Genomic DNA, 21,534 nt, shown 5'->3' with positions numbered 1-21,534 from the left:
ATTGGCGATGACCTTTAAGACTAAAACGTTTTCTGAGGCGAGATCAATATTGGACAATTTTTGTCAAAGGATAGACAACAAACCGGCGTCAACGAATAAGACCTCGAAAACGAAGCCAAACCCCTATGGAAACAGCGAAGCATGGTGGCTTGCTCATAAAGGAACGCCGTCTTTCGATGGCGATCGCAGCAGAGCGTATCTAAGTGCCTATGTTGAAATCGCGGGGCCGCATTTCTACGGCTCCGGAATTCCTCTCGAAGACGGGTACATGTATCCGGATCGAGGGGTGATGAAGGCAATGCTTCACGCAGGTTGCGTAACAATCGGGAAAAGTGAACAGGGTCTCTTCGAACTGACGCCCAGGGGACGAAAGTTGATTTCTGTAACTGAAATCGACCCACTTGCACGGCTTCGTCCAGATCGAAAGCGCTTGGTTTTTGATATTCTCAAGGAACTGAAGATCGATGTCAGTGATTGGGCAAACTATAAGGGGCAGCCCGCTGCAAATCCAAAGTACTGCTACGAATGGGCATTCGAAAAGCCGGATAAATTCGTAGTCTTGTGCTTGTGGCACGATGAACTGGAGGAAGAGAACGGAAGTATTCTTCAGATCAAGAATTATCGTCATCGTTCAAAGAACCCTCATCCGGTGCGAGTGAGGCGCGCCGAAAGAGCCGATGAATACGTAGCCAAGGCATACATCCGGGGCCTCCCGATCAGGGTCATTGTCGTTGACGGCGGTGACAGTGTGGTCAAAGACGGCGCAAAGGGACGCATTCTTGACGATGTTGCCTGGGCGGTTACGTCCTATGACTTTGATACAGGTGAACACCTTCTGGAGCGCGGGGCGACGCCGGAGAAGAACGAAGGCTATCAGGAGCTGGAGTACAGCACCCATGAAGGCGAGGCTTGGAAGCGCATAGCGCTAATTACACAGCGAAGGCGCGAGCACAAATTTCGAACAAAGAAGATCGAACAAGCTCTAGCCAAAAATCAAGGGCGTCTGATCTGCGAGGTCAAAGGCTGCGGCTTCGATTTCTTTCGTCGGTATGGTGACATCGGTCGCAACTACGCTCACGTGCACCATCGGGAGCCGCTGAGCAAAGTCCCCACGTCGGGGAAGAAACTAACACTTGCAGACCTTGCAATCGTCTGTGCGAACTGCCACGCCATGGTGCACATAGGCGGTGCCTGCCGCGAGCTCGATACGCTAATTCCACTGCCAAATAGTTCGCGACCAACCTGCATCTCAGGGTGATGGTCGACGCTTAGAGGGCGCTGCCAGCGAAGCGGCAGCACGGGGATACAAGAACTAGCGGCGATGTATGGACCGACTTGGAGGGCGAGGACTTGAAGTACGACGCAGTTACCGTCGACACAAACATATTCGATCAGAAGAAGCTAAACCTTGAACGAGGAATGCTCGCCCAACTCAAACAATTCAAAGAAGGCTCGGCAAAGTTCATTTTGTCGGAAATCGTGGTCCGAGAAGTGCATCGCCATTTGACAGTGCAAGCTGAAGCCGCGAAGCAAGAACTAAAATCGGCGATACGCAGAAGCGAATTAACGGGGCTCGTTGACGATACCTCGCTTAAGGCATTGAGCGAGATCAACGAAAAAGCTCTCCCACCTCGCGAGGCTGCAAAAAATGGCCTCAAGCGCTGGATTGAGGCGACCGGCTGCGAAATCGTGCCTGCAGAAAGCGCAAACATGAAGCGCTTAATAGCAATGTACTTCGCGCCAGAGGCGCCGTTCGAAATCGGCGAGAAGAAGAAAAACGAATTCCCTGACGCGATAGCGCTTATTACACTCGAAGATTGGGCGAAGAGGAGCCAAAAGAAGGTCCTTGCCATTACGCAGGACAAAGGTTGGATCGACTTTTCTGCTAAGTCTGATTGGATCGACACCGAAACAGACTTGTCGAAAGCACTTCAGCGCTTTCAAGAACAGACAGAGAGTGCGCGCCAGGTCGTCGCTAAGTTGCTCAGCGCATTCGATCAAGGCGTTAGAAACGATGAGCTTGATGAAGTGAAAAAGCGCGTCGCCGACGCGGTTGGAGAGTTGAACCCATACGCAGAGGCCACCTCAGCGTATCACTACGACTACGACTACGTCGAAATGAGTTTCAAGGACCTGCATCTGGTCAAATCTGACGACGACAATTTTGAGTTCCAGATCGTACAGACGGGCGAAGACGAAATTGTCGCTAGGCTAACTGTCGAGATATCTGCTGAAGCTCGAGCTGAGTTTAAGTATTACCTGTACGATGAAGGGGATCAGGTACGTCTTGGTGAGAGCAGCGACAGAGTGGAAATGACGTTCGAGGCTGGCGTTCTGATGACCCTGCAAGGGGAGTTTCCCGAGAATTATGAAGTTACCGATGTTGAACTGGTAGATGCGATCGATGGAGTGGATTTTGGCGACATCGGTCCTGACTACAGCGACGACCGCGATTATGAGGAATGAGGTATTGGCCGGTGCACGATATCTGCGCTCAACCGAATGCCTCGTAAGAAATGGCTCCGACGCCTGCACGTCGGAGCTATCCAAGATCATGGGACACGGGTACATCCGCCGCGCCTTCAGATCATTTCTGCCGCCTAATACACCATCTGATTATGAGCAAGCTGCGACAGCGGCACGGCGCTTGTGTGTTCACATTCCCCGCGAAACCAGCGCGCCGCCAACTCGCTCTTGCGCCAATCCGCCCGGCGCTGATGCTCAACTGCCAACGCCTTGCGCGTCTCCACGTCCAGGATGATCCGATCAATCTCGGCGCCATCCAACGTTCGCTTGGTCCGCAAAACGACCGACAACGCCATCAAGACATCGCCGTAAGGCGTCAGCGTGTCACGCGAAGCGAAGTCACAATGCGCGATGAATGCATCAATCGCGTCTTCGCTGGCGCAGATCAACATAGCCAACTCTCGCGCTTGCCGGAGATCATCGGTAGGCAATGGAGGCTCGCCTTCCAGCAGCATACGTTCCGCCGCCCGGCCTGCCATAAACTCGATGCACTGAGCGTAGATGCCTGCAAAAACATCGGCGACGGGCTGACGATCTTCGCCCGCTTGCGGCATGACCGAGCGAAGCGCATCCTGCACGTCGGAGACATCCCCGCGACCTTCCGCAAACGCCTCAGCGTGACCAACGCCCCAACACAAGCCCTCTGAACCACGAACCATGTCGGGGTTCACGGTAATGCCACCGACCTCATGCCCCAAGAGACGCGCGCAAACGGCGTGCCCAGCTTCGTGAACCGCGATCCGCTCGTCGTCCTCAAGCGTACGGCCGAGCGACGCAAGCAAGCGATCGTAGTCGTCATTCTCCACATCGAGGCCGCCGTCGAGATCGGCCACCAATCCGACCCCGACAGCGGCCTCCGCCTTGGCGAGAAAGGTCGCTGATCCCTCCTCAGCCGGAACATTTTCAGACATAGCCGAGCACCTTCTTGTGCCGCGCGATCATGCGCGAGCGGATAGCTGCGACAGCGCTGTCGCGCGAAGCTGGCGAAGCGCGAGCGATCACCTCGCGAACAGCCGCCGGGAGGCGGCCGCCGCTCTTCGGATCGACAATCCAGCCATCGATCCGCGTGACAATCTTATGAGGCTCCCAACCGGGAGGCGCAGATTTCATGTGCGCGGAACCTCAATCCGGATTGAACGCGCTTCGTCGCGGCGGTCGATCTCGGTGAAGTTCGCCGCGCGAAGCACCGGGTTGGGTTCGATCTGCGGCGCGACCGTGGGCTCGGCGAGAGCAATGCCCGGGATAGACATCGGCGCCCCCGGGATAGCCTGTCGACCCGCGCGGATCGCATCGGGCATCGCCGCCAACTCGGAAAGTGCGAAGTTGGCAGCCACCTCGATCTGAGCCGTCGTGTTCTGGGCAAACTTGGCCATTTGGTCGCTTTCAAAATGCCAATCAGCAATCTCAGACAGAGCATCAGCGAGCACCCGCGAGTTCTCAAGGTAACCCGGCAACGCCGCCTTGATGGCGGCAACCTGGTTAGTCAGCTTCTCTGCCGCCGCGGCGCGCCCGATACGCTCGCGCTCGGCAGCCAGCCGATGCTGGGCTTCTGCTTTCTGTTGCGCCAGCACGGTGATCGCATCATCGATCGCCGCCAAGTCCATGCTTGCCATCGCGGCGGCACTCTGCACCTTGTCGAGAGCCCGATGGTCGTCGAGATCGGCCGACAGCAAGGCATGCTGGCGGGCCTTGATCGCCGTGTCCGCCGCCCCCTGTGCCGCGATACGCTTGATGGCAAGCTGTTCGCCGCGCTTCGTGAGCGAGACGATGGTGGTTTCAAGTTCCTGCATGGGTGATTTTCGGAAAGGATTTCGCATCCCGTCAGTCTACGCGGCGGAGAGCTTATTTGGCAGGTCCGCTCCGTGGAGCACGCCACGTTCGATGCAATTCATTTTGGAGCGTTCCATACTATGGCGCCATTTCGAGCTTTAGCTAATCTGGCATTGCTCCGAACGGGTGGTGTCGCAGACACACGCAGGCATTGTCGTTAACGAGACGCTGGCCATTGTAAAAGGGCGGGGTCTTTCGCAACAGCTAAGTCGCCGCCGGGTGCGACAATTGGGCTAGAACAAGCGCACGTCAAATAAGTTGCATCCCTACAACTTTAGGTACAGTCTGGCCACGTAATTTAATTCGTCTGCTCAGGGAGGGTGCAATGGACCAGCTTGGACCCTTGGGATTGCTAGAGAGCGTGGATAAATCGATTTCACAACAGCTTCGCGACAAACTGACGTTGTTACAGGATGTCGATTTGAACGACGAAAAGACCTCGTATTTGAACGCTTATCCGGGCCGAGCCATTCAAGTCCACTTGATTGAAAAAGAGATGAAGCGCTTCTTGTCGCTTAATTTGCTGGTTCAAAGCCCCAGATATTCGTTTGTGCCGTCCCTTCCCGTCGACGACATGTGGCATTTCTTTATTTTGAACACGCCGAAGTATCGAAGGACGTGCAACAACGTTTTTGGTCAATATGTAGATCACGAACCAGCACCGGGAGGGAAAAGCCAGGGCCTCGCGGCGGCAGGCGGCGAAATAGCTGGCTACACCAAGGAGTGCCTAAAACAATTCTACGGGCACATTCCGGCACCAATTTGGGGCTACGCGGCAGGCTGTGACACTGTTGCACCTTGCGCCGCTTGGTGAAAACTTCGCCCACACCGACTAGGCCCTCCTCCTTTACCCAGTCGAACGCAGTTCCTGCGGTTCTGACCACATCGGCCAGAATTCGCGCAGTCGACGCTCCGCCTTGACACGCGCGGACGCGCCCCCGCGATGCTTGTCGACGTATGCGAGAAGCCGCGCCGTATCAATGATCCAGACGTTGGCGCGCTTTTCAGCGATTGGTCGACGCATCCGCGCGGCGTGATCGATCCAGTTGTAGATCGCTTGGTCGGTAACAGCGCATACGGTAGCCGCCTGAGCGACGGCCAGGAACAAGCCCTCGCGAAGATCGTCCATCGCGTCAGCGGTTCGGCCAAGCCGACGCACGCGGTCCGCAAGCCGCGCGGCTTCAGCGGACAACCGGTCAAGTTCGGCAGCGAGCGTCTTTTGGTCGTCCGTCATTGCTCGACCCCTTCATTCAGAATTGACCAGCATTCATCCAGCGTCCATTCACACGGCTTTTCGAAGTTCCGCATCGCAATCCGGAAGTGTTCGTCGCATCGTAACGAGGCCCGCAGTTCATCCTCACGGCGCGCGCGGGCATCGGCGCGCATAGCGGCGTCAAGCTCGACCAGCGCCGCCATCAACCGACGCGCCTCACGGCGCCGAACTTCGAGGTTAGGCAAGCCGTCGAGGCGCTTACAGCCGGTATCGAATGCCTCAAAGAGTGCGTCCAGGGCGGTGGTCGCAGTGGGCGCAACGGCGGCGCTATTCCGCCCGAAGTATCGATCGACGGCGTCGATAATCGTCTTCAGGCGCCAACGGGGCTGCTTGTTCTCGTGGCCGTCCGGCCTCACGTGGCGCAAGGCGCGGCGCACGGTTTGTCGGTCAAGTTCCAACGCGTCGGCGGCGCCGAACGCGGACATCAATTTCACGGCTAAACTCCCTGTCGTTGTTGTAGGCGTTAGAAATGCTGGGACTGGTCATCCTGGGGGCGCAAGCGCGAACCGCATTCGCCGGAGGACCAAGAGGGACCCCGGCGCCGATGCTCCGAAGTGTCGCCAGGGGTGATGCGTGACGTGAATGACGCGCAAAACGTCCTGTTTCGACAGATCACTTCTGCACCCATGCGGCCCCATAAAACTTCCGTTCAACCTCTATGTTCAATGCAATGCTTAGATATCGTGTCACTCGCGTCACCGGATCGAAAAGAACAAACTATGCCAGCCGGTTACGGCGGTGACGTGAGCGGTGACGCGCGATGCTCGTACCCCACCGTTCGCGTCACTCGTCACCTCGATCGGTGACGCGGGTCGTGGCAGTGACACGCTCGTGACACGCCCGCATTGCTTTAACGCTCTCCTTGTCGTCCCAACTCGCCGGGATCAGCGAATTCACCTCGCATTCCGCCGCCGTTGCCATGGCGGTTTTCCCTTCGAACAGGCGCCGCTCCAAGGCGGCTTTGCGGTATTCGAGCCCGAGCTTATTAAGTGCAACACCGCAATAGTATCGGTTGCGATTGTCCCGCATCTCCTTGTCCATGCCAATGCGACCGTCGCCGATCGCCTTCAACGCTTTGCCAATGCCGTCATTCGTCGGCATGCGCCGATCCTCGCCCTTCAACTCCATGAACCAGGCCGAATGCGCGAGACAGAAATCGGAGACCCGCACGCGCGCCATCGGATCGAACTCGACACATTCCTCCAAGAAGCCCGCAACGAGATTGCTGTCGCGGTGGATCGCGTCGGCGGTTTCCCGGATAGATTTGGTCTGCTCGATGGAACCACGGTCCAGTGCCCGCTTGAGCCCGGCAATCGCCCAATTGAGAACGCCCGGCAACTCGGTCGCAATGATGAGTTCGCCGGGCTTGCTGTAGCCCTGCCGGATCGCCTCAGCGGCGGCGCCGATCGGGTTCATCTCGTCAAATCGCCGCGACACCTCGATGACAATCATGCGGCTCACGATCGCGCGCGTCGCTTCTTTGAACTGCGGCTGGAAGTTCGTCGCCCAAAAGATCGGCGACCGCACCACCTGGCTGACCACGGGACCGTTCTTAATGTTGATATTCACCGGATCATGCGTGATGATCGATTTCACCGTGGAGGAGAGGTGCCACTTGTTATCGAAAGCCTCGTGCAGCACCCAAGGCCGACGCTTAACGAACGGCATGAGACCGTGGGCGGTCTCGACCGTCGCGATCGGAGCGCTGATCGGATCACCGCCGAAAAGGCCACCGACGACTTCGAGCGGGCCAGACTTCCCGATGTTCTCGACGCCCCAGAACACCAATCCCTTCGACAGCGCGCGCGACTTGCGATCGATAAGCGCAGCGCCCATGCACTCCTGGACGACGCGCACGAGCGCGGCTTGTTCGCCCGCCTTCCTGTCGCCGAAGACATCGGCGATCATGATCTCCCACCACGGGCACTTGGCGTCGGCGTCAAAGTCGACCTCGACGCGCCACGTGCAGTAGTGATCCGGACGCGCAGGCTCCAACTCGCCCGTGCGCGGATCGACGAGACCCGACCGCGTCGGCACCTTGCCGTGCTGATCCCAGGGGATGTCATCATCACGCCAAAGCTCAGGGCGCCGCAGAATCCGATTGCAGGCTTCTGATGTCAGCGCGTTCGTATTCGTGACGCCCATGCCTTCGCACGCTTCCTCGATGCGCACCCCCAACCACGCCTTAATGTCGGTGCGCATCTCCCAAATGCCGCCCGAGTAAAGCCAAGTACACTTCTCTGTGTTGATCAACGCCTCGCCGCTTGCGTGCATGCGCGCAAGCACCGCCCCGCCGATAACTACATGCAGTTCACCCTTGGCGACCCCAACAGCGCGCGGGAACTCCACCACGTTGTCAGAGGCCGCCGCGCTCCGATCCACGATCTTGTCCATCACCGGGCCTCCCGGCGCTTGTCGTTGCGGCGCGAGCGCTTCTTCAGCCAAGTCTCACACATCTGACGAACTTTGCGCTCTTCGCGACGCCAGTTCCACCGAGCGCCGTACTCGCCCGCAGCGGCCCGCGTCGCGACGAGCACGCGTTCGACCACGGCGTCGAGGTCCACGCCGCTATTCAGGAGCGATGCGGTCACCGAGCGCTGCGTGATGTGGATGGAATTGTCACCGCCGGCCATGTACATCATGTCGCGCAATCGCTGCCCGACATTGATGCGCGGCTTGAACCCTTCCCGCTTGGCGTACTCAGCAAAAAAGTCGATCTCGCCGGACACCGTCTGCGATTCCACCGCCATGTTCTCGCCCGCCGTCCTCGCGTACGCACGATTGCGGCGAAGCATGACGGGCGACTGCTCGCTGAGCCATTCCTCGATGTCGTCGAATTCGTACTGCCGCTCGGGGTGGAAGTCGGTGACCTTGACCTCCTTCCACCCGCCATCCTTCGTATTGTGCGAGCCAGGCAGGCGCATCACACGGGAGACTTCGCACACCGCGAGGTCGCCGGCGACGAGGTCCGCAAGCTGACGGAGCACCGCTTCGATGCGATCAATCTGATCCCGGGTGTCCATGGGTTCAGTGAGACGCCAATAGGCGTGCACGCCGCCGCCGGACGCCACAGTGATGCTCGGCAAGCAGCGCAGGCGGCCCAAATGGCGCAACACGTCGCCGAGCGGATCGGCGCCGAGGGGATCGACGTGCTTGAAATCGATATCGGCATGGAGAAAGCCGACTTCGTGGCAGTTCTCCTTGTTGCGCTTCTGCGCCGCATCCTTCTGCGTGGCGATGCAGAAGAAAAGGCCGCGTCCCGCCTTGTCCCACTTCTTGATGAAGGCAGTGATTTGCCGGGGCGTCCGGCTGATGACGTGGCGCTCGGCGCCGCGCTCGCGCTCGTTGGTGAACGTGCATGTGTAGATCGGTCCGCCAGTGTAGGCGAACAACGCCTTCAGAAACTCGATGGGGCCGACGACGGTCGCGTTGGTGGGGTAGTATTGCGCAGACGCGCCAGCGCTGCTATCGGTGAGATACATCGTAAAATTCCATGCTAGATGATGATTTGGAGAGGCGGCCTGTGGCGGGCCGCTTTTCTAGCGACTAGGCCGCCGCGTTCTCGGTCGCCTGAGGTGCATGCTCGCGTGCGCGACGCCAATCCGCCGCCGCTTCGAAGCTGATCGTCACGCGGCGCCCCGTGCGCATCTCGCGCGGCCCGAGACCGGCGTCACGCAGCTTGAAGTACATCGCCGGAGAAATGCGATGGGCTTCGCAGAATTCCTTGATAGTGAAGGCGGCGCGCGGCACCTCGGCTTCCGCCTCGTCGGACAGAACCTTGTTTTCGGCCTTGCCGCTAATAGCGATCGGTTTGACTACCATTGATGCTGACCTCCAATTTTCAGCATGGATGGCAGTAGAGTGTTATGGAGAAAGCGTGACGGGGGGTTTTGGACCGTCAGCTCTCCTTAACTTTGCGTCGCAAAGTTCGTGCTGGCTTTCGCTTTTTGGAAGCGCGGCGGTCACGCAGTTTCTTTGCTCTGTTGATGATGTCTCTGAGAGTATATGGACTGGGCGGCTCTCCCATTATCGCGGTGAGCGTCACCTCAAGAAATCGGATCAATGGACCGATTGGCTCGTCGAACTTATTCTTGGAAGACCCGAGTCGCCCATGCAGCTTGATCTCCCAGATGGATAATAGCTGGTCGCGCAAGGTGTCACGAATTTGGTTGTTTCTGCCGCTGAAGGGAGCGGACCAGATATTGTACTGAACACGTAGATGCTTTAGTCGAGCTTCGTATCGACCGGGATCGGGTAATCCATTCAAATCATCGCCCGATGGCGATAAAGATTCCAATCGAGATAACGCCGCCCGGAAGCTCCTGAGGTTTCGCTCTGCCGTATCCAGGGTCTCCTTGTATTCTCCTGATCGCCTCCTTTGCTCTCGCAGGTTCTCGATTTCCGAGTACTCATGACCAGCCGACTCTAGTGCGCGCCGGGCCTCCGTCCAGTCGATGTTGTCAGGCCACGTAGCACGAACCGCGCGAACGGCTTGCCATTGTTCTTCAGTGAACTTGGTGAAGACGATTGATTGTGAGTCGGGCATGCCACTGCTCCATCATGGGAAGATGCGTGGTCTGAGATATGTCGGACGGCATCCGGGCTTGAGCCCATGAATGAAGCGTGGCAGCGCTACGTCGGATTGATCGGCGCAGTATCGAAAAGCTGTCGGCGCGAGCTAATGACTATCGATGTAGTCCGTCGCGCTCAATGCGCTTGCGAACTAATGAGAACCTAAGCTGCCTTCGTCAGCCTAGACGATTTCTCGAAGTCAAGCAATGTTGCGCGCGTCAGCGCTTCGCTCGGATCGCCGATGATATATCGAGAGTAGTTCTTCTCGATCATCGCGACCGACGTGTCGTGATGTGCGGCGACAACGCGCGTCGGCACGCTCTTCAGCAATTGTCTAACGATCGACGAATGCCGCAGCGCGTAGGGCGTGATTTCCGCGCCGAGACCGAGCCGTTTTGCGATCGGATGAAATCGACCCGACAACTTCGGAATACGGTCAAGCAGTCGATCGTGCGGCGCCTTGTTCTTCGCCTGTTGTCGCAGCCGCCGCGCTAAGCGTGCGGAAATAGGCAACGGGCGTTGTTCGATCTTGCGGCTCTTAGCCTTACGGCTACTCGGCATCATGAGCCTGGGTGCACCGGGATTGACATCTTGGAGATCGTCCACCCGCAGCCTGAGCACTTGGCTCTCGCGCGCGCCAGTCTCGGCAAGTGTATCGATCAGCACGCCATAATCATGATCCTCCGCATAGGAGCCGCGCACCAAATCGGCGACGACATGATCCAGCAAGATCACATTCCGCGCGACGTCGCTGTCGGGAAGTTTCTTTAATCCGTTCTTCCACGCAGCAGCGTTGCCGATACGCTTGTCATTGCGCGCAGCGAGCGCCAACGCCGCCTTGAGAGAACGAGCGATGCGGTCGGCGCTGGAAGGCTTCAGACCATCCTTGATGAGACCGGCGCGCCAATCGCGTAATTCGCGCTCGGTGAGCAGGGCAACGGTTTTGCTTGCCAGTGAACCTAAATGGCGACGGACCCCGGTCGCGTTGTACTTGCTGCCGTCGCGGGTTCCGAGATCGGCCTCGTAGGCGTCCACGGCGTCGGCGACACTAATCGGCTGTTCGGTGTTGCCTTCACCAGCGCGCGCCAGCTTCTTGGCATGCTCCAACGCCTGCCAGTACGTCATGACGCTGTTGCCGTTGGCGTTCTCGTGATCATCGGCAAGCGAGAACCGCTTCAGCCAACCGCTGCACTTCACTGACCATGTCCCGGGGCCAGTGTTACGCCGATACGCCAGGAAGATGCCAGGCGCGATTAGCGCCGTGTAAGGCTTCTTGCGCACGGCGAGTTTCAACCGATTGGTACGGTTTTCGAGTGATGCAGAGCGAGTGCGGCGAGCCATGATCCCTCCCGAGTGTCCCCCAAAGTGTCCTCAGGATGGGGGTGGATGAGCATGGCGTCGAGTCTACCGCAGTAGACATAAAGTCAGCAACTGCAATGGGTTAATTGAGCTGCATGGAGCGCAGTAGAGTGCCATAGAGTTGGAATTCTCCCCTTGTGGGAGAGGCCGCCGCCGATGCGTCGCATCGGTGGCGGGTGAGGGGTCCGCCTCCGCGGAGAGAACCCCTCACCCGGCACGATGCCGCTGCGCGCCATCGCGCCACCCTCTCCCACAAGGGGAGAGGGTGCATCGCTTACGCGGAGAGAAACTCCAGCACGATCTCGCAATAGCGCTGCGGCGCCTGCTCGAACATCGGATGCGTGGTGCCCGGGATCATCTCGATGCGCGAACCCTTCACATTGGCGGCGAGCGCGTGCAGCGCCTTCGGCAGCACGCCCTTGGTGTTGGCGCCGCCGATGAACAGCGTCGGCGTCTTGATCGCCTCCGCGTCCGCCCTCGAGAACGGCGGGCGCTGGTCGCGGGTCTGGCCGATCAGCGTGGTCGCATTGTCGCGCAGCAGCTGCTTGGAGGTTGCCGGAATCCGTTTCCACGCGCCGGGGCCTTCGAGCGCGTCCATGAAGATCTGCAAGCCGCCGTCGATATCGCCCTTGGCGATTTCCGCCGCGCATGCCGCGAAGCGTGCCGCCAGCGGCGAGGGGCCCGGCTTGAAATCGGGGTCGAGGGTCTCGTCGAGCTCGCCGCCAGGCTCGGCAAGGATCAGCTTGCGTAACAGGTCCGGCCGGCGCTGTGCGGCGCGGAAGCAGATATGGCCGCCGCGGGAATGCCCCATCAGGTCGACCGGTCTGGTGTCGAATTTTTCGATAAAGGCGATCACGTCGTCGACGTGCTGCGCGATCGAATAGGTGTCGCCGATGCCGTCCCAATGCGCCGGGAAGAAATGCCGCAGGCTGACCGCGATGACGCGATGCGCCCGCGTCAGCGGGCCGAGCACCGCCGACCAGATTCGGAAGTCGCACAGCGAGCCGTGCACGCAGACCAGCGGCGGGCCCTCTCCGACATCGAGATAGGGCATGTCGAAACCGTTGACGTGGAGGCTGTGCATTTTGGGCTCGCGGAGGGGCAGGAGATGTTGTTGATTTGGCCGAAGTTCCCACGGAATTCGGGTGGATAGCAACATTCTCCAAGCCTAGATTCCGGATCAACAGCAAGCTCACGCGAGAGCTGAAGGGAACATCTGGAGCGAGCCATGACAGGCCAGCATTTTGCAATCTTCGAGACCATGATCGGCGCCTGCGGCGTCGTCTGGGGCGAGCACGGCGTCACCGGCGTGCAGCTGCCGATGGGCACCGAGGAGAAGACCCGCAAGCGGATTGCCCAGCGCAACGGCGAGGTCACCGAGGCGGCTCCGCCGGCCGAGGTGCAGCACGCGATCGACGGTATGATCGAGCTGCTCGCCGGCAAGCCGAACGACCTTGCCGACATCGTGCTCGATCTCGACGGCGTGCCGGAATTCAACCGCGGCGTCTACGACATCGCGCGGAAGATCCCGCCGGGCAAGACCGTGACCTATGGCGATATCGCCAAGCAGCTCGGCGGGGTCGAGCTGTCACGCGATGTCGGCCAGGCGCTCGGCCGCAACCCGTGCCCGATCGTGGTGCCTTGCCACCGCGTGCTGGCGGCGGGCAACAAGCCGGGCGGCTTCTCGGCCAATGGCGGCGTCGTCACCAAGCTGAAGATGCTGCAGATCGAAGGCGCGATCGTGAACCACACGCCGAGCTTGTTTGATTGAGGTGCACGCTCTTCTTATCCTCCCCTGGAGGGGGAGGATCGGTTCGCATGAAATGCGAACCGAAGTGGGGTGAAGGTCTCTCGTAACGGGCGCTGCCCGCGTTGAGAGATCACCCCACCCCGTCTCACATTGCGCTGCGCTTCATGTGAGCCGACCCAGAGAGCGAGCTACGCTCGTCTCGACCCCTCCAGGGGAGGGTGGCAGAGAGCGACTATCGCGAGTTTGGCTCACGCTACACCGTCTCGCACACAAACCCGCTGCCCTTCCGCCTGATCTTGCCAATCGACGGCGAGGGGAAATGCGCGGGGCAGCACAGCGTGTCGGTGTCGCAATAACGCTCCAGGAAACCGCGCCGCGTCTTCGCGGCTTGCGCCTGGTCGACATCGAACTTCGCCGACAGCTCCGGATAATGCGTCTGGATCGGCGAGTGCATCAGATCGCCCGAAAATACCGCAGCGTCCTTGCCGCGGCCGAAGGCGAAGGCGACGTGGCCCGGCGTGTGGCCGGGCGTCGGCAGGATGCGGGCATGGTCGCCGATCGCAAAGTCATGGCCGACGATCTCGGCCCGCTTGGCCTCGACCACCGGCAGCACGCTGTCCACGAAAGGCGGGACCTCCGCCTTCGCGTTGCTCTCGGTCCAGTAGTCGAACTCGGCCTTGTCGAACACGTAGCGCGCGTTTGGGAAGGTCGGCACCCAGCGGCCGTTCTCCAGCCGCGTGTTCCAGCCGACATGATCGACATGCAGATGCGTGCACATCACATAGTCGATGTCACCGACGGAGAAGCCTGCCGATGCGAGGCCGCGCAGATAGGTCTCGTCGGTCTTCATGTTCCATTTCGGCCGCGCCGGCCGCGGCTTGTCGTTGCCGATGCAGCTGTCGATCAGGATGGTGTGGTGCGGTGTCTTCACGACATAGGACTGGAACGCCAGGATCAAGGTGTCGCTGTCGTCGAGCGCACCCGTCGCTTTCATCCAGCCGCGGTTCTCGGCGAGCACGTCCGGCGTCAGTCCGGGCAGCATGTCGTGGGCGGGCAGGAACGTGGTCTCCTGCTCGACGATGCGATGAATGGTGAGATCGCCGGCGGCAAACTTCAGGCTCATGGTGATTCCTTGGCGTTAGCGCTTTCGAGCGAGGTGGAGTCCGGTTCGCGTGAGGAAAACGCGCAAGAAAGTTCCAGTGCGCGTCGCGCGCGGCGGGATGTTGGCAAGGATATCCATCGCCGCAAGGCCTTCCTTGGGCTCGCCGTACCGGGCTGCCGCCGCCATCATCACAAGGTCGAGATCGCGACAATGACGGCGGGATATTGTCCGGTCGTGGTTGAGCCCGGCCGGCGATGCACAAGACCTGCGCCGGGAGGTGAGAGGCGGGGAGGCATTCGCGCGTCACATGCTCCCCGCTGTTGCCGTGGTCACGCCGCCGGCGGCGCCGAGATCTTCACCGACGGCCGCTCCAGCATTTTCTGGTAGAAGGCGTCGAGCTTGGGATAGGCCTTGCGCCAGCCGCAATCGGCGAAGCGGAAATCGGCATAGCCGAGCACGCACACGAGGCCGATCTGCGCGATGTCGAACGACGCGCCATCGAGAACATCCGGCCGGTTCTCGAACCGCGCCATGCCGGCCCAGGCCCTGTTCCAGTGATCGTCATGCCAGGCCTGCCACAGCAAGCCCTGCGGCCGCACCATCTTCTCGTAGCGGCACAGCAGCATGGAATCGAGCATGCCGTTGAGCAGGGAGTGATCGGTCTTCAGCTTCCAGCGCCGCGGGCCGTAGCCCGGGATCAGCCGGCCGCCGCCGAGCTCGTTGAGATATTCGACGATGACGTAGGAATCCAGAATGACGTCGCCATGGTCGAGGATCAGCACCGGCAGTTTCTTCAGCGGCGAGATCTTCGAATATTCGTCGTTGGCCGTGCCGGGCGCGACGGTCGCCGGCACCAGCTCGATCTTGTCGATCAGGCCAAGCTCGATCGCCGCGATGCGCACCTTGCGGGCGAACGGGGAGGCGGGAGAGAAGGTGAGTTTCATGGAGAAGACCTCTGTCCGAGTACACCACCGTCATCCCCGCGCAACGGCTCTGCCGTTGTCGCTGGAGGAGCGCGCCATCGGCGCGCGTCTCGAAGGATGGGCAACGATCAATACTATCTCGTCACCCATCCGCGGGAATGACGGTGTGCTGGGCTCATCCTTCGAGACGCCGCTTCGCGGCTCCTCAGGATGACGATCCCGTAAGCTACGCCCCAACGATTTCTTGGCGCTGCTCGCCGAGGCCTTCGATGCCGAGCGTCACGACGTCGCCGACATTGAGATATTGCGGCGGCTTCATGCCGGTGCCGACGCCGGGCGGGGTGCCGGTCGTGACGATGTCACCGGGCAGCAGCGTCATGAACTGCGAGACGTAGGAGATGCACTTCGCCATCGTGAAGATCATGGTCGAGGTCGTGCCGGTCTGGCGGCGCTGGCCGTTGACGTCGAGCCACATCGACAGTTTCTGCACGTCGGCGATTTCATCCTTGGTGGCGAGCCACGGGCCGACCGGGCCGAACGTGTCGTGCGACTTGCCCTTGGTCCACTGTCCGAGGCGCTCGATCTGGAAGTTGCGCTCGGAGACGTCGTTGCAGATGCAGTAGCCGGCGACGTGGTTCAGCGCGTCGGCCTCCGAGACATATTTGGCGCGGGTGCCGATGATGGCGGCGATCTCGACTTCCCAGTCGAGCTTGGTCGAACCGCGCGGCTTCTCGACCGCGTCGTTCGGGCCCGACAGTGCGGTGTTGGCCTTCAGGAAGAAGATCGGCTCGGACGGGATCGGGTTGCCGGTTTCCTTGGCGTGGTCGGAATAATTCAGGCCGATCGCGACGAATTTGGAGATGCCGGTGACGGGAGCGCCAAAGCGGGGCTTGCCGGCGACGGCGGGCAGGGAGGCGGGATCGAGGGCAGCAAGCTTCCTCAGCGATTCCGGCGTGTAGGCATCGCCGGTCAGGTCCTTCAGATGGGCCGAGAGGTCGCGGAGCTGGCCGGATTTGTCGATCAGACCGGGCTTTTCCGCACCCTTTTCGCCATAACGAACAAGCTTCATGTTGATCACTCCCTACGATGTCCTGAGGATTGTTACTGGTATACCTCGACACGCTTCATGGAACAGCGCGCCGGGAAATTCAACCGCCCTGAGCGCGCTGCATTGCTGCCAAGCCTTATTTCAAGGCCATTTCGGTCCAATCAGCCCAGCGCGATAAACCTGAACGCGTCGCCGTCGCGCTTGATGTGGCCGGCGTTGAAATGCCCGCCGATCACCAGCGTCGGCGTGTCGGCAAAGCGCGAGAACAATTCGCGCCGCGTCGCGGCCGATTGCTTCTGGTCGGAGTCCGCGGTCGACGACCAGTCGAGGTGGTACATCTGGCAGGGATGATGCGCGACATCGCCGGTCAAGAGGCCTTCCGCGCCGCCGGACCTGATGTGGATGCTCATGTGCCCGGGGCTGTGGCCCGGCGTCGGGATCAGCGTGATCTCCTCGGTCAGGCGGTGGTCGCTCGGCACCAGCTCGGCCTTGCCGGCATCCGCGATCGGCTTCACCGAGTCGGCGAACACGGCCGCATGCGTGGGATCGTCGCTATGGTCGCGCCAGTGCTCGTATTCGGTCTTGCCGAACACGTAGCGCGCATTAGCGAAGGTCGGCACCCATTTGCCGCCGACGAGTTTGGTGTTCCAGCCGACATGGTCGACATGCAGATGCGTGCACAGCACGGTGTCGATGCTGTCTGGCGCAAATCCGGCTGCGGTCAGTTTTTCCAGGAACGGATCGCTGCGGTTGTTCCAGGTCGGCACATTGCGGCCCTGCTTGTCGTTGCCGAGCCCGGTGTCGACGATGATGCGGTGCTCCGGCGTCTCCACCAGCAGCGAATGAATCGACATTTTCAGCCGGCCGTCCTCGTTGGCGAAATGCGGGATCAGCCAGGGCAGGCTCTGGATCTCCTCCCGGCCGGCCAGCGGCAGGATGAAGCGGGTGCTGCCGACGGTCTCGAGCTCGACGACCTTGGTGATCCTGACCTTGCCAACGGTCCAGTGCATGCGGCGTGCCCTCTGTTTCTTGTTGCTCTTGCCGGACCATGCGGGTTTCCGCACGCCGACGCAATGGATCAAGTCGGCGCCTCCTGCGTTACCGCCTCGTTGGACGAAGGAGTGTGCAATGCCGGAACTCGCAATCTCCCCTGAAAAGGTCGGCTTCTTGATCGAGAAGGCGCGCGAATTCGACGTCAAGGAGGGGCTCGTCGATCCCGACTCCGGCTCGAACGGCGCCGACGACGACATGATCGATGTGCTGGAAGATGACGGCAGGGACCCGGTGGCACGCGAGATCACCGGCTTCATCAACGCGCTCAGCGAGGACGAGCAGGTCGACCTCGTCGCCCTGATGCGGCTCGGCCGCGGCGACGGCACGATCGAGGAATGGGCCGATCTCCGCCGCGAGGCGGCGCGCGGACGCACCGGCCATGTCGCCAACTATCTGTTGGGCGAGCCGATGCTCGGCGATCTCCTGGCTGAAGGACTCGACGAGTTTGGCTTGGGGCCGAGCGACGAACGCATCACGCCGATCCACTAAGGATGCGGCTCCTTGCTTACCTCGCCCCGCTTGCGGGGAGAGGTCGGAATTCAAGCGTAGCTTGAATTCCGGGTGAGGGGGGCCTCCGCAATCTTTGCCTTCACCGTCTTTGCGGTGACAGCCCCTCACCCCAACCCTCTCCCCGTAAGAACGGGGAGAGGGAGTAGGAAGGAGAAACCGTGCTATCGCGCGCAGTCGACGATCACGGTGCCGATCTTGTCGCCCTTCTCGACGGCGAGATGGGCGTCGGCGGTCTCGGCGAGTGCGAATTGCCCGGCGATATTGTGCACGCGGGTGCCCGACGCCAGCCATTGGGTGATGTCGGCCTGCGCGGCCGCGAGCAGCGGCGGCGGCAGCGCGAACAGCACCAGCGAGCGCACGGTGATGCATTTTTCCATCAATTCGCGCACCGGCAGCGTCGGCGTGCGGTTGCCGTTGGTGGCGTAGACTGCGATCGTCGAGTTCATCGCCATGATCTTCAGCGTGGTCGCGAGATTGCCGCCGAAATCGACGTCGATCACGCGGTCGACACCGCGGTTCTCGGTGAAGGCCATCACCTTCGAGACGACATCCTCGGTCCGGTAGTTGACGACCATGTCCGCGCCGGCGAGCCGCGCCTCGACGTCCTTGACTTGCGAGCTCACCGTCGCGATTACGCGCGCGCCGCCCCACTTTGCCAATTGCACGGCATAGTGGCCGACTGCGCCGGCGCCGCCGGTGACCAGCACCGTTTGTCCGGAGACCGGACCGTCGGCAAACAGCGCGCACCACGCCGTCATGCAGGGGATGCCGAGCGTAGCACCTGCCGCGAACGACACGTCCTGCGGCAGCGGCGTCACCAGATAGTCGGCGAGCGTGATGTATTCGGCCGCGGTGCCGAAGGCACGGCCGTTGCGCTGGCCGTTGAACAGCCAGACGCGATCACCGACCGCAAAGCGGGTGACGCCTTCGCCGACCTGGTCGACGATCCCGGCACCGTCGCTGTTCGGGATCACGCGCGGGAATTCCATCGCGCGATAGTTGCCGCTTCGGCGGCCGACATCGGCCGGGTTGACGCCGGACGCCTCGAGGCGAACCCGGACTTCACCGGGACCAGCCTCGGGCGTCGGCATCTCGCCGACGGTAAGCACCGTCGGCGCCGCGCCGGTCCGTTCGTACCAAACAGCTCTCACAACGTACCTGGGAAAGCACCGCCGTCGAGCAGCAGGTTCTGCCCGGTGATGAAGCCGGCCTTGGCGCCGCACAGGAATGCGCAGGCATAGCCGAATTCGTCGGGATCGCCGAAGCGGCCGGCGGGGTTCAGCTTGGCGCGCTCGGCCAGGACCTGCTCGGCCGAGATGCCGCGCTTCTCGGCCTCGGGCTTCGCGGTGCCGCGCAGGCGGTCGGTCTCGAACGGGCCCGGCAGCAGGCCGTTGATGGTGACGTTGTTGATCACGGTCTTGCGCGACAGGCCGGCGACGAAGCCGGTGAGGCCGGCGCGGGCGCCGTTGGACAGGCCGAGGATCTCGATCGGTGCCTTCACCGCGGCCGAAGTGATGTTGACGATGCGGCCGAACTTGCGCGCCATCATGCCGTCGACGGTCGCCTTGATCAGCTCGATCGGCGTCAGCATGTTGGCGTCGATCGCCTTGATCCAGTCGTCGCGGGTCCAGTTGCGGAAATCGCCCGGCGGCGGGCCGCCGGCATTGTTGATCAGGATGTCCGGATCGGGGCAGGCCTTGAGCACGGCTTCTCGTCCCGCCGCCGTCGTGATGTCGCCGACGATCTCGGTGACGGTGACGCCGGGATGGGCCTTGCGGATTTCGTCGGCGGTCTGCTTCAGCGCCTCGGCGCCGCGCGCCGTCAGGGTAACATGCACGCCCTCATTGGCGAGCGCGATCGCGCAGGCGCGGCCCAGTCCCTTGCTCGATGCGCAGACGATGGCACGGCGGCCTTTGATTCCAAGATCCACGGTTCACTCCCTGTGATGTCGGTCGGTTTGTAAAGGTTTGATGGCACCAGTCTAGCGAAGCTCGGCGGCGCCGATAAGGGACGTGCAATGCATATGTGCATGCCGGACAGGAACAGTGCGGTGGGCCGGCGCCCTAGATGCGTTGCTCGCGCCGCAGCCGCTCGATCGCCATGGTGGCTTCGGGCGGCAGCGAGCGGAATCCGGCCTGTCCGGCCGCGGAGAACAACGGTCGCAATTGCGATCCGTTGAGGAATTGCGGCTGCCTGGTGAGCGGCACCAGCTGATCGAACACCAGCACCAGCGTGGTCACGACGAGACCGACCCTGATGGCGCCGAGCAGCGCGCCGCCGAGGCGGTCGCCGATCCCGATCTCCGAGCCGATGGTGTCGTCGAGCATCGTCCGCGCCATCTTTCCGAAGATGACGCCAATCAGGAGAAAGAGGCCGAACAGCAGCACGCCATTGGGCGGAAACGGCGACGACGGCAGCGTCGCGATGTGGGGCCCGATCATCGCCAGCGCGGCGACCGCAAGCGGCATGGCGACGAGATAGGCCAGGATGGTGACCGCGCTGCGCAGCAGGCCGGTCGTGAAGCCGGTCACCACCGCGAACACCAATCCGAGGATGACGGCAAGGTCGAAGAGATTCATGGATGAGGAATTCCTGCCCCAATCTCCTACTGTCCCCTGGTTGATCAAACCTGCTTACATCAGGGACAATTGTCGCTATCACTCGTCCGCTTCAATCCGGGAACCTGTCGATGTCCGACCTATTCGATGTCAGTAAAGAAATGATCCTCATCACCGGCGCCTCGCAGGGGCTCGGGCGGCAGTTCGCCCGCGTGCTGGCGGCACATGGCGCCGCGGTGGTGCTGGCCGCGCGCCAGACCGCGAAGCTGAAAAGCCTCGAGGAGGAGATCAAGGCCAAGGGCGGCCGCGCTGCCGCGGTGCAGATGGACGTCGCGGATATTTCCGGCATCGCGAAAGCACTCGACGTCGCCGAAGCTGCGCTCGGTCCGGTCACGGTGCTGATCAACAATGCCGGCATCGCGATCGAGAAGCTGTCGACGGAGCAGACCGAGGCGGATTGGGACGCCGTGATTGGCGCTAATCTGAAGGGCGCCTACTTCCTCGCGACCGAACTTGCGCGGCGCATGATGGCGCGCAAGCAGCCGGGCAATATCATCAACGTCGCGTCCGTGCTCGGACAGGGCGTGCTCAAGGCGGTGTCGCCCTATGCGATCTCCAAGGCCGGCATGATCCAGGGCACCAAGGCGATGGCGCTGGAGCTCGCCGGCAACAACATCCGGGTCAACGCGCTGGCCCCGGGCTATATCGACACCGAGATGAACCATGATTTCTGGTCGACGCCGGCAGGCGAGCGGTTGGCAAGACGGATTCCACAGCGCCGGGTCGGTGCCGAGTCCGATCTCGACGGCGCGATCATGCTGCTCGCCTCCAACGCCTCGCGCTACATGACCGGGACGGTGGTGACGGTGGATGGCGGGTTCTTGCTGAACTAGCTTTGTAGCCCGGATGAAGCGCAGCGAAATCCGGGAAGCATGCGTGAAGGTCCCGGATTACGCTCCGCTTCATCCGGGCTACGATTCCAACGCATCAGGTCACGAGCACGGCCCGAGGCAGTCGGCGCGGTTTCTGG

Annotated in this window: 24 protein-coding genes; 6 read left to right on the top strand and 18 right to left on the bottom strand. The window is 61.3% G+C overall.

Annotated elements, in window-relative coordinates; all coding sequences use genetic code 11:
• Nucleotides 1–7: 7 nt before the first annotated feature.
• Both ACVW1B_RS30365 and ACVW1B_RS30360 read left to right on the top strand, forming a co-directional pair.
• A complete protein-coding gene (locus ACVW1B_RS30365) occupies nt 8–1,258 on the top strand; it encodes an HNH endonuclease (protein WP_456822697.1) in 1,251 nt (416 codons plus the stop codon).
• A gap of 92 nt (nt 1,259–1,350) precedes the next feature.
• Nucleotides 1,351–2,466 carry a PIN domain-containing protein gene (locus tag ACVW1B_RS30360; protein WP_456822696.1) on the top strand — a complete coding sequence of 372 codons (1,116 nt, stop codon included), beginning with the start codon at nt 1,351–1,353 and terminating at the stop codon, nt 2,464–2,466.
• 134 nt (nt 2,467–2,600) lie between these two features.
• Here the strand turns inward: ACVW1B_RS30360 and ACVW1B_RS30355 are convergent, their stop codons facing one another.
• Genes ACVW1B_RS30355 through ACVW1B_RS30345 form a run of 3 tightly spaced genes read right to left on the bottom strand, consistent with a single transcriptional unit; the run spans nt 2,601 to nt 4,316 of the window.
• Complete coding sequence (locus ACVW1B_RS30355; RefSeq protein ID WP_456822695.1) at nt 2,601–3,437, bottom strand: hypothetical protein; 837 nt, start codon at nt 3,435–3,437, stop codon at nt 2,601–2,603.
• Entirely contained in the window at nt 3,430–3,636 is a 207-nt protein-coding gene (locus ACVW1B_RS30350; RefSeq protein WP_456822694.1) for a hypothetical protein, read from the bottom strand. The genes ACVW1B_RS30355 and ACVW1B_RS30350 overlap by 8 nt, the downstream gene beginning before the upstream one ends.
• Nucleotides 3,633–4,316, bottom strand: a complete 684-nt coding sequence (locus ACVW1B_RS30345; RefSeq protein WP_456822693.1) for a hypothetical protein — start codon at nt 4,314–4,316, stop codon at nt 3,633–3,635. Before ACVW1B_RS30345 ends, ACVW1B_RS30350 begins: the two co-directional genes overlap by 4 nt.
• Nucleotides 4,317–4,681: 365 nt before the next feature.
• Here ACVW1B_RS30345 and ACVW1B_RS30340 point away from each other — a divergent pair, with 365 nt between their 5' ends.
• The gene (locus tag ACVW1B_RS30340) at nt 4,682–5,170 is read left to right on the top strand and encodes a glycine-rich domain-containing protein (protein ID WP_456822692.1); all 489 of its coding nucleotides are present in this window, start codon (nt 4,682–4,684) and stop codon (nt 5,168–5,170) included.
• A 33-nt stretch (nt 5,171–5,203) separates the two neighbouring features.
• Here ACVW1B_RS30340 and ACVW1B_RS30335 read toward each other — a convergent pair whose 3' ends face one another.
• The 8 genes from ACVW1B_RS30335 to ACVW1B_RS30300 all read right to left on the bottom strand — a co-directional run bounded on the left by ACVW1B_RS30335 (nt 5,204) and on the right by ACVW1B_RS30300 (nt 12,644).
• Nucleotides 5,204–5,590 carry a hypothetical protein gene (locus ACVW1B_RS30335; protein WP_456822691.1) on the bottom strand — a complete coding sequence of 129 codons (387 nt, stop codon included), beginning with the start codon at nt 5,588–5,590 and terminating at the stop codon, nt 5,204–5,206.
• Entirely contained in the window at nt 5,587–6,063 is a 477-nt protein-coding gene (locus ACVW1B_RS30330; RefSeq protein ID WP_456822690.1) for a hypothetical protein, read from the bottom strand. The genes ACVW1B_RS30335 and ACVW1B_RS30330 overlap by 4 nt, the downstream gene beginning before the upstream one ends.
• 349 nt (nt 6,064–6,412) lie before the next feature.
• A complete protein-coding gene (locus ACVW1B_RS30325) occupies nt 6,413–8,023 on the bottom strand; it encodes a hypothetical protein (protein WP_456822689.1) in 1,611 nt (536 codons plus the stop codon).
• Nucleotides 8,023–9,111: a hypothetical protein gene (locus ACVW1B_RS30320; protein WP_456822688.1), complete on the bottom strand. Its 1,089-nt coding sequence runs from the start codon at nt 9,109–9,111 to the stop codon at nt 8,023–8,025. Before ACVW1B_RS30320 ends, ACVW1B_RS30325 begins: the two co-directional genes overlap by 1 nt.
• 64 nt (nt 9,112–9,175) lie before the next feature.
• Entirely contained in the window at nt 9,176–9,451 is a 276-nt protein-coding gene (locus tag ACVW1B_RS30315; RefSeq protein ID WP_456822687.1) for a hypothetical protein, read from the bottom strand.
• A gap of 76 nt (nt 9,452–9,527) precedes the next feature.
• Nucleotides 9,528–10,175, bottom strand: a complete 648-nt coding sequence (locus ACVW1B_RS30310) for a hypothetical protein (protein WP_456822686.1) — start codon at nt 10,173–10,175, stop codon at nt 9,528–9,530.
• A 188-nt stretch (nt 10,176–10,363) separates the two neighbouring features.
• Complete coding sequence (locus tag ACVW1B_RS30305) at nt 10,364–11,542, bottom strand: site-specific integrase (RefSeq protein WP_456822685.1); 1,179 nt, start codon at nt 11,540–11,542, stop codon at nt 10,364–10,366.
• Between the two features lie 292 nt (nt 11,543–11,834).
• Nucleotides 11,835–12,644, bottom strand: a complete 810-nt coding sequence (locus ACVW1B_RS30300) for an alpha/beta fold hydrolase (RefSeq protein ID WP_253606715.1) — start codon at nt 12,642–12,644, stop codon at nt 11,835–11,837.
• 144 nt (nt 12,645–12,788) lie between these two features.
• Between ACVW1B_RS30300 and ACVW1B_RS30295 the strand changes: the two genes are divergently transcribed.
• Nucleotides 12,789–13,331 carry a methylated-DNA--[protein]-cysteine S-methyltransferase gene (locus tag ACVW1B_RS30295; RefSeq protein ID WP_253606717.1) on the top strand — a complete coding sequence of 181 codons (543 nt, stop codon included), beginning with the start codon at nt 12,789–12,791 and terminating at the stop codon, nt 13,329–13,331.
• Nucleotides 13,332–13,563: 232 nt separating this feature from the next.
• On the opposite strand, the gene ACVW1B_RS30290 is transcribed toward ACVW1B_RS30295, so the two are convergent.
• The 4 genes from ACVW1B_RS30290 to ACVW1B_RS30275 all read right to left on the bottom strand — a co-directional run bounded on the left by ACVW1B_RS30290 (nt 13,564) and on the right by ACVW1B_RS30275 (nt 17,393).
• Entirely contained in the window at nt 13,564–14,433 is an 870-nt protein-coding gene (locus ACVW1B_RS30290; protein ID WP_253606718.1) for an MBL fold metallo-hydrolase, read from the bottom strand.
• A 308-nt stretch (nt 14,434–14,741) separates the two neighbouring features.
• On the bottom strand, nt 14,742–15,356 hold the full coding sequence (locus tag ACVW1B_RS30285) for a glutathione S-transferase family protein (protein ID WP_253606719.1): 615 nt from the start codon (nt 15,354–15,356) through the stop codon (nt 14,742–14,744).
• A gap of 205 nt (nt 15,357–15,561) precedes the next feature.
• Nucleotides 15,562–16,404, bottom strand: a complete 843-nt coding sequence (locus tag ACVW1B_RS30280; protein WP_253606722.1) for a fumarylacetoacetate hydrolase family protein — start codon at nt 16,402–16,404, stop codon at nt 15,562–15,564.
• A 140-nt stretch (nt 16,405–16,544) separates the two neighbouring features.
• Nucleotides 16,545–17,393 (bottom strand): MBL fold metallo-hydrolase, encoded by an 849-nt coding sequence (locus ACVW1B_RS30275; protein ID WP_253606724.1) that lies wholly within the window; start codon nt 17,391–17,393, stop codon nt 16,545–16,547.
• Between the two features lie 118 nt (nt 17,394–17,511).
• Between ACVW1B_RS30275 and ACVW1B_RS30270 the strand changes: the two genes are divergently transcribed.
• Complete coding sequence (locus ACVW1B_RS30270; protein WP_225645345.1) at nt 17,512–17,925, top strand: DUF3775 domain-containing protein; 414 nt, start codon at nt 17,512–17,514, stop codon at nt 17,923–17,925.
• A gap of 182 nt (nt 17,926–18,107) precedes the next feature.
• Here the strand turns inward: ACVW1B_RS30270 and ACVW1B_RS30265 are convergent, their stop codons facing one another.
• The 3 genes from ACVW1B_RS30265 to ACVW1B_RS30255 form a co-directional block, all read right to left on the bottom strand.
• Entirely contained in the window at nt 18,108–19,097 is a 990-nt protein-coding gene (locus tag ACVW1B_RS30265; RefSeq protein ID WP_253606726.1) for an NADPH:quinone reductase, read from the bottom strand.
• Entirely contained in the window at nt 19,094–19,876 is a 783-nt protein-coding gene (locus ACVW1B_RS30260; protein WP_050385630.1) for an SDR family oxidoreductase, read from the bottom strand. The genes ACVW1B_RS30265 and ACVW1B_RS30260 overlap by 4 nt, the downstream gene beginning before the upstream one ends.
• Nucleotides 19,877–20,009: 133 nt before the next feature.
• Entirely contained in the window at nt 20,010–20,525 is a 516-nt protein-coding gene (locus tag ACVW1B_RS30255) for a CvpA family protein (protein ID WP_253606728.1), read from the bottom strand.
• A 110-nt stretch (nt 20,526–20,635) separates the two neighbouring features.
• Here ACVW1B_RS30255 and ACVW1B_RS30250 point away from each other — a divergent pair, with 110 nt between their 5' ends.
• On the top strand, nt 20,636–21,397 hold the full coding sequence (locus ACVW1B_RS30250) for an SDR family NAD(P)-dependent oxidoreductase (protein ID WP_253606729.1): 762 nt from the start codon (nt 20,636–20,638) through the stop codon (nt 21,395–21,397).
• Nucleotides 21,398–21,534: the final 137 nt, after the last annotated feature.

The sequence above is a fragment of the Bradyrhizobium sp. USDA 4502 genome, from assembly GCF_054063355.1.
The sequence above is the reverse complement of the archived record's forward strand: the minus strand, read 5'-3'. Positions and strand labels throughout refer to the sequence as shown.